A 13,068-nucleotide genomic window follows, 5' to 3' on the forward strand; every position below is an offset into this window, starting at 1 on the left:
CGGCGGCTAGTGTACCCGAGAGGTGCAGGGCCGCACAGATGAGGTATCAGCTTGGCACGCTCCAAGACCAGCCCACGGTGGCTCAAAGAACATTTCGACGATCCTTACGTGAAGATGGCGCAACGCGACGGCTACCGTTCGCGCGCCAGCTACAAGCTGCTGGAAATCCAGGAGAAGGATCGCATCCTGCGCCCTGGCATGACGGTGGTCGACCTCGGTGCGGCGCCGGGTGGCTGGTCTCAGGTCACCAGTCGGGTCATCGGCGACAAGGGTCGGCTGATCGCGTCTGACATTCTTTCGATGGACAGCATCGCCGACGTAACCTTTATTCAAGGCGATTTCACAGAAGACGAGGTCTTCGCTCAGATCCTGGAGGCCATCGGGGATAATCCCGTCGACCTTGTGATTTCGGATATGGCCCCCAATATGAGTGGGGTGAGGGCGGCGGATCAGCCGCGCGCGATGTTTCTCTGCGAGCTGGCGCTCGATCTGGCGAGCCGCGTGCTGCGTCCGGGTGGTGATTTTTTGATCAAGATATTTCAGGGTGAGGGCTTCGATGCCTACCTGAGAGAGGTTCGGCAGAACTTCGAGAAAGTGCAAATGCGCAAGCCGCTGTCGTCGCGCGACCGGTCTCGCGAGCAATATCTGCTCGCTCGTGGCTTTAGGGGCGGGCAAGACGACTAGCGCGTACGCTGGCGTCCGAGATCAAGGCGACCGTTTCTAGCGGTTGCGAGTCCAATGGACGGGCACATGAGGCTAGGGCTAGGCTGTTTCATAGGGTTACAGACCGGCTGCCTGTTTCATTAAGTTGTGTAGTAAGTTAGGCCAAGCAACCTATCGGCCGTCATGCGGGCCCGCAGACAACGGGTTTGCTCCAGAGGGTAGTGAATTGAACGACATGGCAAAAAACCTGATTCTGTGGCTGATCATCGCCGCCGTCTTGGTCACGGTGATGAATAACTTCTCCAGCCCGACCGAGCCGCAGACGCTGAACTACTCGGATTTCCTCGAGCAAGTCAAGGAAGGGCGCGTCGAGCGCGTGACCGTCGATGGCTTCGTCATCATTGGCAAACGGAGCGACGGCGATACCTTCAAGACCATTCGCCCTGCGATCCAGGACAACGGCCTGATCGGTGACCTGCTCGACAACAATGTGCTGATCGAGGGCAAGCAGCCTGAGCAGCAGAGCATCTGGACCCAGCTGCTGGTGGCCAGCTTCCCGATCCTGGTGATCATCGCCGTGTTCATGTTCTTCATGCGGCAGATGCAGGGCGGTGCCGGCGGCAAGGGCGGGCCGATGAGCTTCGGCAAGAGCAAGGCTCGGTTGCTCTCCGAGGATCAGGTCAAGACCACCTTCGCTGACGTCGCGGGTTGCGACGAGGCCAAGGAAGAAGTACATGAGCTGGTGGAGTTTCTCCGCGACCCGGGTAAGTTCCAGCGTCTCGGTGGCCGTATTCCGCGCGGTGTGTTGATGGTCGGCCCGCCCGGTACCGGTAAGACGCTGCTGGCCAAGGCAATCGCCGGCGAAGCCAAGGTGCCGTTCTTCACCATTTCGGGTTCGGATTTCGTCGAGATGTTCGTCGGTGTCGGCGCCAGCCGTGTCCGTGACATGTTCGAGCAGGCCAAGAAGCATGCGCCGTGCATCATCTTCATCGACGAGATCGACGCAGTTGGCCGCCATCGTGGTGCCGGCCTTGGCGGCGGACATGACGAGCGCGAGCAGACCCTCAACCAGTTGCTGGTGGAGATGGACGGTTTCGAGATGAACGACGGCATTATCGTCATCGCGGCTACCAACCGCCCAGACGTGCTCGATCCGGCGCTGCTGCGTCCGGGCCGTTTCGACCGCCAGGTCGTTGTTGGCTTGCCGGACATCCGCGGTCGCGAGCAGATCCTCAAGGTGCATATGCGCAAGGTGCCGGTCAGCGAGAACGTCGAGCCGGCGGTTATCGCCCGCGGTACACCGGGGTTTTCGGGCGCGGACCTGGCCAATCTGGTCAACGAGGCGTCGCTGTTCGCTGCGCGGGCGAACAAGCGCATTGTCGAGATGCGCGAGTTTGAGTTGGCGAAGGACAAGATCATGATGGGCGCCGAGCGCAAGTCCATGGTCATGTCCGAGAAGGAGAAGCTCAACACGGCCTATCACGAGGCGGGACATGCCATCGTGGGGCGCGTAGTGCCGGAGCACGATCCGGTGTACAAGGTTTCGATCATCCCGCGTGGGCGGGCGTTGGGCGTCACCATGTTCCTCCCGGAAGAGGATCGCTACAGCCTGTCGAAGCGCGCGCTGATCAGTCAGATCTGCTCGCTGTTTGGCGGCCGGATTGCGGAGGAGATGACCCTGGGGTTCGAAGGTGTCACGACTGGCGCCTCCAACGACATCATGCGCGCCACGCAACTGGCGCGGAACATGGTGACCAAGTGGGGGTTGTCCGAAAAGCTTGGTCCGCTGATGTATGCCGAAGAGGAAGGCGAAGTCTTTCTCGGTCGCAGTGCCGGTAGTCAGCATGCCAACGTGTCCGGCGAGACCGCCAAGCTCATCGATGAGGAAGTGCGCAGCATCATCGATCATTGCTACGGCACGGCCAAGCAGATCCTGACAGACAATCGCGACAAGCTGGACATGATGGCCGAGGCCCTCATGAAGTACGAAACGATCGATGCGCCGCAGATCGACGACATCATGGCCGGACGCCCGCCGCGTGAGCCACGCGACTGGGAGGGTGGTTCTGGAACATCCGGAACGCCGGTGGTACCGGATGACAGTCGCCCGCAGACTCCGATCGGTGGTCCGGCCGGCGAGCACTGAGGGCAGCGCGCCGAACACGTGTCATGAGCTGAATCCAGAAGGGGCGCATAGGCGCCCCTTCTGGTGTAAATTGTTCTCCCCGCTGTGCCATGGTGGTGCAGCTGGTGTGGATCGCCTGCCCAGGCGTCCCAACGTTCAAGGCTCGTGAATGAATAACTCGTCTTCACCTGCTCGACTGGTCTGCGGCAGTCGGGTTCTCGATCTATCCCGTCCCCATGTCATGGGGATTCTCAATGTCACCCCTGATTCCTTCTCCGACGGTGGCCGCTTCGCCGAGCGCGACGCCGCCTTGCGCCACGCGCAGGCGATGGTCACGGCTGGCGCCACGCTGATCGATGTCGGGGGTGAGTCGACGCGTCCGGGCGCGCGCTCGGTATCGCCTACTGAGGAGTTGGAGCGAGTCGCTCCGATCGTCGAGGCCATCGCCCGCGAGCTGGACGTCGTCATCTCGGTCGACACTTCGACGCCGGCCGTGATACGTGAGTGTGCGCGTCTCGGGGCTGGACTGATCAACGACGTGCGCTCGCTGCGGCGCGATGGCGCGCTGGATGCTGCGGCCGACAGCGGTCTGCCGGTCTGTCTCATGCATATGCGCGGCGAGCCAGGTGATATGCAGGATGATCCGCGTTACGACGATATCACTGAGGAAGTAGCGTCTTTCCTCGGTGACCGAATGGTTGCCTGCGCAGCTGCAGGCATTCCGACCGAGCGCATCGTGCTCGACCCGGGGTTCGGGTTTGCCAAGACGCTGGATCACAATCTCGTGCTGTTCAAGCATCTGGAGGCGCTTCACCAATTGGGTCGCCCTCTGCTGGTAGGTGTGTCACGCAAGAGCATGATCGGTGGCGTGCTAGGGCGCCCGGTGGCTGAGCGGTTGTATGGCAGCCTGGCGCTAGCGGCTCTTGCCGTCAGCAAGGGGGCGCAGATCGTGCGGGTGCATGATGTTGCCGAAACGGTTGATGTAGTTCGAATGATTGCCGCAGTGCAGGCGGCAGAGTAGGGAAAGCACCATGACTAGAAAGTACTTCGGCACCGACGGCATTCGTGGCCACGTAGGGCAGGCGCCCATTACCCCTGACTTCATGCTCAAGTTGGGGTGGGCGGCGGGCATGGCCTTTCGCAAACAGGGCAAGTGCCGAATCCTGATCGGCAAGGACACCCGTATCTCGGGCTACATGTTCGAGTCGGCACTGCAGGCTGGGCTCTCCGCTGCTGGAGCCGATGTGTTGCTGCTAGGGCCGATGCCGACTCCGGCGGTTGCCTACCTGACACGTACCTTTCATGCCGAGGCCGGGATCGTTATCAGTGCCTCGCACAATCCCCATCACGACAACGGCATCAAGTTCTTTTCCGGTCGCGGCACCAAGCTCCCCGACGAGGTGGAGCTGATGATCGAGGAGCTGATCGACACGCCGATGACGGTCGTCGAGTCGGCTCAGTTGGGCAAAGCGTCGCGGATCAACGATGCGGCCGGTCGCTATATCGAGTTCTGCAAGAGCAGCGTGCCGACCAGTACTGATTTCTCCGGGCTCAAGCTGGTAGTCGATTGCGCTCACGGCGCTACCTACAAGGTCGCGCCCAGCGTGTTCCGCGAGCTTGGGGCAGAGGTCGTGGTGATTGGTGCACAGCCGGATGGGCTGAACATCAATGCCGATGTTGGTTCAACCCACGTCGGGCAATTGCAGAAAGCGGTCGTTGAGCATGGCGCAGACCTCGGCATCGCCTTTGACGGTGACGGCGACCGGGTGATGATGGTCGACCATACCGGTGCGGTCGTCGATGGCGATGAGCTGCTTTACATCATTGCGACCGATCTGCAGGAGCGCGAGCGTCTGGCCGGTGGCGTGGTGGGCACGCTGATGAGCAACCTCGGGCTAGAGCTTGCGTTGAAGGCGCGTGAGATTCCATTCACGCGTGCCAAGGTCGGCGATCGCTATGTGATCGCGGAAATGCTTGATCGTGGCTGGGTTCTCGGTGGCGAGAATTCCGGGCACATCGTCTGCGCTCAGCACACCACGACGGGTGATGCGATCATCGCGGCCTTGCAGGTGGTACTGGCTCTTCGTCGCCGTGAGCAGACCCTCGCCCAGGAGCGTCTGGCGTGGCACAAGTGTCCGCAGGTACTGATCAATGTGCGCTTCTCAGGCGATCGTGATCCGATTGCTCATCCCAGTGTCAAGGCTGCGTGCGATAGCGTCACCGAGCGCATGGGTGGGCGTGGGCGCGTCCTGCTGCGCAAGTCTGGTACCGAGCCGCTGGTGCGGGTAATGGTCGAGGGCGATGACGAGACTCAGGTGCGGTGCATGGCGGAAGAGTTGGCCAAGGTCGTAACCGAAGTTTGTGCGTGAAGCTGCTTGCCAGGGGCGCAGTCGTTGAGTAACATCTGCGCCCACTTTGACCGATGAGGTAAAGCATGCGTCGCCCCATGGTAGCTGGTAACTGGAAAATGAACGGTACCCGCGCTAGCGTCGCAGAGCTGATCGAGTCTTTTCAGCAGCAGGTATTGCCTGCGGCAGTCGAGATTGCGGTATTTCCCTCCTTTGTGCATGTCAGTCAGGTCTTGAGCGCGCTCGGTGGGGCAAAAGTGTCCGTCGGTGCCCAGGATTGTGCGTTGCAGTCGGGGTTTGGTGCTTTGACCGGTGAGGTCTCGGCCGAACAGCTTGTTGATGCGGGTTGCAAGTGGGTATTGGTTGGGCATTCCGAGCGCCGCCTGTTGTTGGGTGAGACGGACGAAGTGGTCAGCCAGAAGTTTGCGGCAGCGCAGTCGAGTGGTTTGATGCCTGTGCTGTGCGTCGGTGAGGCGCTCGAGGAGCGCGAAGCCGGTAGGACGCTCGAGGTAGTGGCGCGGCAGCTGGGTCGGGTTCTCGATGATCAGGGAGTCGAGGCGTTTCAGTCTGCGGTGGTCGCTTACGAGCCTGTCTGGGCTATCGGCTCGGGCTTAACGGCGACGCCAGGGCAAGCGCAGGAAGTACATGCTGCCATTCGTGAGCAGCTGGCCCGTAACGATCGCCGCATCGCTGAGGGTGTAAGGCTGCTGTATGGTGGTAGCGTCAAGGCGGAGAATGCAGCCGAGCTGTTCGCCATGGCGGATATTGATGGGGGGTTAGTTGGTGGAGCCTCTCTGAAAGCGGATGAATTCGGTGCGATCTGTCGCGCCGCGGGGAACTGAACAGATGTTGCAGACTGTTGTGATCGTGGTGCATCTGCTGGTTGCTCTTGGTGTGGTTGCGCTGGTGCTGCTGCAGCAGGGCAAGGGTGCGGATGCTGGTGCGTCTTTCGGTTCCGGTGCTTCGGCAACCGTTTTCGGAAGCCAAGGTTCTGCTACCTTTTTGAGTCGACTTACTGCTATACTTGCTGGCGTTTTTTTTCTGACCAGCCTTGGGTTGGCGTTCTTCGCCAAGCAGCAGGCTGATCAATTGTCTCAGGCTGGGCTGCCTGATCCGGCTGTTCTGGAAGTGCCGGTAAGCAAGCCCGCGGTAGAAGATGTTCCGGTGCTCGAAGAGCAAAAGGCGACGGAGACTGCTGGCGACGTGCCTGAGGTGGGAGAGGGGCAATAAGGTTTTTGCCGAGGTGGTGGAATTGGTAGACACGCTACCTTGAGGTGGTAGTGGCCATAGGCTGTAGGGGTTCGAGTCCCCTCCTCGGTACCAAACAAGCAGGCCCGCCTAGTGCGGGCTTTCTTGTGTTTGAGGGTTTCGGTTGACCTGTATTGGGTATGGGTCGTATAATTCGTGCCCAGTTTGACGCGGGGTGGAGCAGTCTGGTAGCTCGTCGGGCTCATAACCCGAAGGTCGTTGGTTCAAATCCAGCCCCCGCAACCAGTCAATAAAGAGCCCCTGTACAGGGGCTTTTTATTAGCTTGAGGCCAGGTCGCCGGCATTTACAGGCGGTCAGAAGGGATGGGCGTTTCGCCCATTTTTCATTTGTACAGCATGCGCGAGGGACTTCGATGTCGAGCAAGCTAGAACAGTTGCAGGCCTTGTTGGCCCCGGTGGTTGAGGCGCTTGGCTATCAATGCTGGGGGATCGAGTTCATTTCCCAGGGCCGTCATTCGCTGTTGCGTGTCTATATCGATCATGCCAACGGCATTCTCATTGATGACTGCGAGAAGGTCAGCCGGCAACTGAGCGGTGTCCTCGATGTGGAGGACCCGATCAGCGTGGACTACACCCTTGAGGTGTCCTCTCCGGGAATGGACCGGCCGCTGTTCACGATCGAGCAATACAGCGCCCATGTCGGTGAACAAGTAAAAATAAAGCTGCGCTCGCCCTTCGAGGGCAGGCGCAATTTCCAGGGTCTTCTCCGTGGGGTGGAAGAGCAGGACATTGTTGTGCTGGTTGATGACCATGAGTATCTGCTGCCGATCGACATGATCGATAAGGCCAACATAGTTCCCCGTTTTGACTGAGCGGATCCCGCGGACCCAATGGATTGCGAAAGGCGAGGCGTACGATGAGCAAAGAAGTACTGCTGGTTGTGGAGTCGGTGTCCAATGAAAAGGGCGTACCGGCAAGTGTGATTTTCGAGGCGTTGGAGCTGGCTTTGGCCACAGCGACCAAGAAACGCTACGAAGACGACGTTGATCTGCGTGTGGAAATCAATCGCCACAACGGCAGTTACGAGACTTTCCGTCGCTGGACCGTGGTCGACGACGAGCATTTCGAGGATCCGGCCCACCAATTGGCCTTGGATCAGGCCCAGGAGCGTAATCCGGACGCCAAGCTCGGTGATGTGTTCGAGGAGAAGATCGAGTCCATCGAGTTCGGTCGCATTGCGGCGCAGACTGCCAAGCAGGTCATCGTGCAGAAAGTACGCGAGGCCGAGCGTGCGCAGGTAGTCGAGGCCTATCGCGATCGTCTGGGTGAAATCATCTCCGGAACGGTCAAGAAAGTGACCCGCGACAGCGTCATTGTCGATCTGGGCAACAACGCCGAAGCGCTGCTGGCCCGGGAAGACATCATCGCGCGTGAAACCTTCCGCGTCGGTGCCCGTGTTCGCGCCTTGCTCAAGGAAATTCGCACCGAGAACCGCGGCCCGCAGCTGATCCTGTCGCGCACTGCGCCGCAGATGCTGATCGAGCTGTTTCGCATCGAGGTGCCTGAGATCGCCGAGGGCTTGATTGAGGTGATGGGGGCGTCGCGTGACCCAGGTTCGCGGGCCAAGATCGCTGTTCGTTCCAAGGACAAGCGCATCGATCCCCAGGGCGCCTGTATCGGTATGCGTGGATCGCGGGTTCAGGCAGTGTCCGGCGAAATCGGTGGTGAGCGGGTCGACATCGTGCTGTGGGACGAGAACCCAGCGCAGTTCGTCATCAATGCCATGGCGCCTGCCGAAGTCGCAGCGATCATCGTCGACGAAGACGCACATGCCATGGATATCGCCGTCGCCGAGGACAACCTGGCCCAGGCCATCGGACGCGGCGGTCAGAACGTACGTCTGGCCAGCCAACTGACCGGCTGGACGCTGAATGTCATGACCGAAGCGGACATCCAGGCCAAGCAGCAGGAAGAGACCGGCGACATTCTGCGCAGCTTCATCGAAGAGCTGGATGTAGATGAGGAGCTCGCGCAGGTACTGGTAGAAGAGGGCTTCACTTCGCTGGAAGAAGTCGCCTATGTCCCGATGGAGGAGATGCTCGGCATCGATGGCTTCGACGAGGATATCGTCAACGAGCTGCGTACGCGGGCCAAGGATCGCCTGCTGACCAAGGCCATCGCCAACGAGGAAAAGCTTGCAGACGCTCAGCCGGCTGACGATCTGCTGGCGCTTGAAGGCATGGACAAAGAACTGGCGGTCGAGTTGGCCGTGCGGGGCGTCATCACCCGCGAAGACCTGGCCGAGCAGTCTATTGACGACCTGCTCGACATAGACGGCATCGATGAAGAGCGTGCCGGCAAGCTGATCATGGCCGCCCGAGCCCATTGGTTCGAGTAAGTAATTAGCGGCCTGAGGAGAGAAATGCATGACGCAAGTCACGGTGAAAGAACTGGCCCAGGTGGTCGACACACCGGTCGAGCGACTGCTTCAGCAGATGCGTGAGGCAGGACTGTCGCACACCAGCGCCGAGCAAGTAGTGACCGATAACGAAAAGCAGGCCCTGCTTGCCCATCTCAAGAGCAGCCATGGGGCGAAGGTGGATGAACCGCGCAAGATTACCTTGCAGCGCAAAACCACTACCAAGTTGAAGGTGGGTGGCAGCAAGACCATCAGTGTAGAGGTCCGTAAGAAGAAGACCTTCGTCAAGCGCAGCGCTGAAGAAATCGAAGCGGAAAAGCGTCGCGAGCTGGAAGAACAGCGTGCTGCCGAGGAAGCCGCGCGTGCCAAGGCCGAACAGGAAGCCCGCGAGCGCGCCGAAGAGGAGGCGCGTCGCCAGGCCGATGCAGCCAAGGCCGTGGCCGAGGCGCCTGCCCAGCCTGTCGAGCCCGCGAGCGGAGAGCCCGTGCCGGTAGCGGTCGAGCCTGCTGCTCCCGCTCCAGAGCGCAAGAAGGAAGAGCCTCGCCGTGTCGAGAAGCCGCGCAGCGATGACGACGAGCGTCGTGATCGCAAGCATGCGCAGCATCGGCCGTCGCTCAAGACCAAGGCGCCGCTGGCGCGCACCGTGCGTAGCGGTGAGGACGAAGCCGATGGCTTCCGTCGCGGTGGTCGCGGTGGCAAGAGCAAGCTCAAGAAGCGTAACCAGCATGGGTTCCAGAGCCCAACAGGACCAGTCGTGCGCGAAGTGTCGATCGGCGAGACCATCACTGTGGCCGAACTGGCCCAGCAGATGTCGGTGAAAGCGGCCGAAGTCATCAAGTTCATGTTCAAGATGGGGTCTCCGGTCACCATCAACCAGGTGCTGGATCAGGAGACCGCGCAGCTGGTCGCGGAGGAACTGGGCCACAAGGTCAAGCTGGTCAGCGACAATGCGCTGGAAGAACAGCTGGCCGAGCTGCTGAAGTTCGAAGGCGAGTCGGTCGCCCGTGCGCCGGTAGTGACCGTCATGGGTCACGTCGACCACGGTAAGACCTCGCTGCTCGACTACATCCGCCGTGCCAAGGTAGCTGTTGGCGAAGCTGGCGGTATCACCCAGCACATCGGCGCCTATCACGTCGAAACCGAGCGTGGCATGGTCACCTTCCTCGATACCCCGGGCCACGCGGCGTTTACCGCCATGCGTGCTCGCGGTGCCAAGGCCACGGACATCGTGATCCTGGTCGTGGCGGCCGATGACGGCGTCATGCCGCAGACCCAGGAAGCGGTACAGCATGCCAAGGCGGCTGGTGTTCCGATCGTGGTCGCGGTGAACAAGATCGATAAGCCGGACGCCAACCCGGACAACATCAAGAACGGCCTGGCCGCGCTCGATGTGATTCCGGAAGAGTGGGGCGGCGATACTCCGTTCATCCCGGTATCCGCCAAGATGGGTACTGGTGTCGACGAGCTGCTCGAAGCTGTACTGCTGCAGGCCGAGCTCCTCGAGCTGAAAGCGACGCCGTCGGCCCCGGGTCGTGGCGTGGTGGTCGAATCGCGTCTGGACAAGGGTCGTGGCCCGGTCGCTACCGTGCTGGTTCAGGACGGCACGCTGCGCCAGGGCGACATGGTTCTTTGCGGCGTCAACTTCGGTCGTGTTCGCGCCATGCTCGACGAGAACGGCAAGCCGGTGAAAGAAGCCGGTCCGGCGATTCCGGTCGAGATTCTCGGTCTGGATGGTACCCCGGAAGCCGGTGACGACCTGACTGTGGTTGCCGACGAGAAGAAGGCCCGCGAGGTTGCGCTGTTCCGTCAGGGCAAGTTCCGCGAGGTGAAGTTGGCTCGTGCGCATGCCGGCAAGCTGGAAAATATCTTCGAAACCATGGGGCAGGACGAGAAGAAGACGCTGAACATCGTCCTCAAGGCCGACGTACGCGGTTCCCTCGAGGCCCTGCAGGGATCGCTCAACGGGCTGGGCAACGACGAGGTGCAGGTGCGCGTGGTCGGTGGCGGCGTCGGTGGTATCACCGAGTCCGATGCCAACCTGGCGCTGGCATCCAACGCAGTGCTGTTCGGCTTCAACGTCCGTGCCGATGCAGGTGCGCGCAAGATCGTCGAGGCCGAGGGGCTGGACATGCGCTACTACAACGTCATCTACGACATCATCGAGGACGTCAAGAAGGCGCTCACCGGTATGCTCGGCAGCGACGTTCGCGAGAACATCCTTGGCATTGCCGAAGTGCGTGACGTCTTCCGTTCGCCGAAGTTCGGCGCGGTTGCCGGCTGCATGGTCACCGAGGGCATGGTGCACCGCAATCGTCCGATCCGCGTGCTGCGCGACGACGTCGTCATCTTCGAAGGCGAGCTGGAATCGCTGCGTCGTTTCAAGGACGACGTCGCCGAGGTTCGCGCCGGCATGGAGTGCGGCATTGGCGTGAAGAGCTACAACGACGTCAAGGTCGGCGACAAGATCGAAGTGTTCGAAAAGGTCGAAGTGGCGCGTTCGCTGTAAGCAAGCGTCAATCTGAAAGCTGGGAGCAAGGAGTCGGTGGTCGCCTGGGTGCGGTTACTGCTTCGAGCTTCCAGCTTTCGGCTTTTAATCGGGTAGAAATTTATGGCCAAAGAATTCAGTCGTACCCAGCGTATCGGCGATCAGATGCAGCGCGAATTGGCGCTGCTTATCCAGCGTGAGATCAAGGATCCGCGTCTGGGCCTGATTACCATCACCGCGGTCGACGTCAGTCGCGATCTGTCCCATGCAAAGATCTTCATCACCATCATGGGGCAGGACGACGATCAGGAAGCGGTCAAGGGTAACCTGCGCATCCTCAACGATGCTGCAGGATTCCTGCGCATGCAGCTGGGCAAGAGCATGAAGCTGCGTACTGTTCCGCAACTGCACTTCAACTACGACGCCAGCATTCGTCGCGGTGTCGAGCTGAGCTCGCTGATCGAGCGCGCCGTGGCCGAAGATCGCAAGCACAGTGACGAGCGCGGAGAGTAAGCGTGGCACAGGTCAAGCGTGTACGACGCAATGTCAGTGGCATCATCCTGCTGGACAAGCCGCGCGGGTTCACCTCCAACGCGGCGCTGCAGAAGGTTCGCTGGCTGCTCAATGCGGAGAAGGCCGGGCATACCGGCAGCCTCGATCCACTGGCGACCGGGGTGTTGCCGCTGTGTTTCGGAGAAGCCACCAAGTTCTCGCAGTACCTTCTGGATGCGGACAAGGCCTACGAGACGGTGATGCAGCTCGGCGTGACCACTACCACCGCGGATGCCGAGGGCGAGGTTCTGGAGCGTAAGCCGGTGATGGTTACCCCTGAACAGCTGGAGGCACTGCTGCCGCAGTTTCGCGGCGATATCCTGCAGGTGCCGCCGATGTACTCGGCGCTCAAGCGCGACGGCCAGCCGCTATACAAGCTGGCGCGTGCCGGTGAAGTGGTGGAGCGCGAGCCGCGTTCTGTTAATATTGCGCGCTTGGAGTTGCTCGCGCTCGAAGGCGACAAGGCGCGACTGGCTGTGACCTGCAGCAAGGGCACCTATATCCGGACCTTGGTGGAAGACATCGGCCGGTTGCTCGGCTGCGGCGCGCATGTCGCCGAGCTGAGGCGCACCCAGGCCGGTCCGTTCGACCTTTCGCAGACGGTGACGCTCGAGACACTGGAGCGGGCGCATGCTGACGGCGGCTCCGAGGCCCTGGATGGATTCTTGCAACCGGTGGACAGCGGGCTGGAGCATTGGCCGTTGTTGCAGTTGTCGGAGCACAGCGCTTACTACTGGCTGCACGGACAGCCGGTGCGGGCACCGGAGGCGCCGCAGTACGGCATGGTTCGCGTACAGGATAACAATGGTCGCTTCATCGGTATCGGTGAAGTGAGCGAAGACGGGCGCATTGCGCCACGTCGGTTGATTCGGTCGGAATGACCGTTACGCAGCGCGTTCGCGCGCTGCGTCAGAGGGTGGCTGTCAGCAGGCACGGTCATTTCTCTTTATTAAACACGGGATGATTCCCGGCCTGTTCACTCAAGGAGCCCTATCATGGCACTGAGCGTTGAAGAAAAAGCCCAGATCGTTAACGAGTACAAGCAAGCTGAAGGCGACACCGGTTCCCCGGAAGTGCAGGTAGCCCTGCTGACCGCCAACATCAACAAGCTGCAGGACCACTTCAAGGCCAACGGCAAAGATCACCACTCGCGTCGTGGTCTGATCCGCATGGTTAACCAGCGCCGCAAGCTGCTGGATTACCTGAAGGGTAAGGACACCACTCGTTACAGCACCCTGATCGGTCGTCTGGGTCTGCGTCGCTAAGA

The 13,068-nt window shown here is 60.8% G+C and carries 12 protein-coding genes and 2 tRNA genes; all 14 read left to right on the top strand.

Annotated elements, in window-relative coordinates:
* Nucleotides 1-51: 51 nt before the first annotated feature.
* The 14 genes from rlmE (at nt 52) to rpsO (ending at nt 13,066) form a co-directional block, all read left to right on the top strand.
* On the top strand, nt 52-684 hold the full coding sequence (gene rlmE, locus ACX1DW_RS21805; protein WP_458992367.1) for a 23S rRNA (uridine(2552)-2'-O)-methyltransferase RlmE: 633 nt from the start codon (nt 52-54) through the stop codon (nt 682-684).
* Nucleotides 685-898: 214 nt separating this feature from the next.
* On the top strand, nt 899-2,809 hold the full coding sequence (gene ftsH, locus ACX1DW_RS21810) for an ATP-dependent zinc metalloprotease FtsH (RefSeq protein WP_458993425.1): 1,911 nt from the start codon (nt 899-901) through the stop codon (nt 2,807-2,809).
* Between the two features lie 148 nt (nt 2,810-2,957).
* Nucleotides 2,958-3,809, top strand: coding sequence for a dihydropteroate synthase (gene folP, locus ACX1DW_RS21815; protein WP_133455717.1), 852 nt, complete (start codon nt 2,958-2,960; stop codon nt 3,807-3,809).
* Nucleotides 3,810-3,819: 10 nt separating this feature from the next.
* Nucleotides 3,820-5,157, top strand: coding sequence for a phosphoglucosamine mutase (gene glmM / locus ACX1DW_RS21820; protein ID WP_102838544.1), 1,338 nt, complete (start codon nt 3,820-3,822; stop codon nt 5,155-5,157).
* Between the two features lie 65 nt (nt 5,158-5,222).
* Nucleotides 5,223-5,978 carry a triose-phosphate isomerase gene (gene tpiA, locus ACX1DW_RS21825; RefSeq protein ID WP_458992368.1) on the top strand — a complete coding sequence of 252 codons (756 nt, stop codon included), beginning with the start codon at nt 5,223-5,225 and terminating at the stop codon, nt 5,976-5,978.
* Between the two features lie 4 nt (nt 5,979-5,982).
* On the top strand, nt 5,983-6,366 hold the full coding sequence (secG, locus tag ACX1DW_RS21830; protein ID WP_458992369.1) for a preprotein translocase subunit SecG: 384 nt from the start codon (nt 5,983-5,985) through the stop codon (nt 6,364-6,366).
* A gap of 7 nt (nt 6,367-6,373) precedes the next feature.
* A tRNA-Leu gene (locus tag ACX1DW_RS21835) sits at nt 6,374-6,459 on the top strand.
* A gap of 94 nt (nt 6,460-6,553) precedes the next feature.
* Nucleotides 6,554-6,630: transfer RNA gene (locus tag ACX1DW_RS21840), tRNA-Met, on the top strand.
* Between the two features lie 128 nt (nt 6,631-6,758).
* On the top strand, nt 6,759-7,217 hold the full coding sequence (rimP, locus tag ACX1DW_RS21845) for a ribosome maturation factor RimP (protein WP_102838541.1): 459 nt from the start codon (nt 6,759-6,761) through the stop codon (nt 7,215-7,217).
* 44 nt (nt 7,218-7,261) lie between these two features.
* Complete coding sequence (gene nusA, locus ACX1DW_RS21850) at nt 7,262-8,743, top strand: transcription termination factor NusA (RefSeq protein WP_458992370.1); 1,482 nt, start codon at nt 7,262-7,264, stop codon at nt 8,741-8,743.
* A gap of 28 nt (nt 8,744-8,771) precedes the next feature.
* The gene (infB, locus tag ACX1DW_RS21855) at nt 8,772-11,270 is read left to right on the top strand and encodes a translation initiation factor IF-2 (protein WP_133455721.1); all 2,499 of its coding nucleotides are present in this window, start codon (nt 8,772-8,774) and stop codon (nt 11,268-11,270) included.
* 102 nt (nt 11,271-11,372) lie between these two features.
* The gene (gene rbfA / locus ACX1DW_RS21860) at nt 11,373-11,762 is read left to right on the top strand and encodes a 30S ribosome-binding factor RbfA (RefSeq protein WP_090523108.1); all 390 of its coding nucleotides are present in this window, start codon (nt 11,373-11,375) and stop codon (nt 11,760-11,762) included.
* A gap of 2 nt (nt 11,763-11,764) precedes the next feature.
* On the top strand, nt 11,765-12,682 hold the full coding sequence (truB, locus tag ACX1DW_RS21865) for a tRNA pseudouridine(55) synthase TruB (protein WP_133455722.1): 918 nt from the start codon (nt 11,765-11,767) through the stop codon (nt 12,680-12,682).
* Between the two features lie 114 nt (nt 12,683-12,796).
* Entirely contained in the window at nt 12,797-13,066 is a 270-nt protein-coding gene (gene rpsO / locus ACX1DW_RS21870; protein ID WP_003293213.1) for a 30S ribosomal protein S15, read from the top strand.
* The last annotated feature ends 2 nt before the right edge of the window (nt 13,067-13,068 follow it).

It is taken from the genome of Stutzerimonas sp. KH-1 (assembly GCF_054483855.1).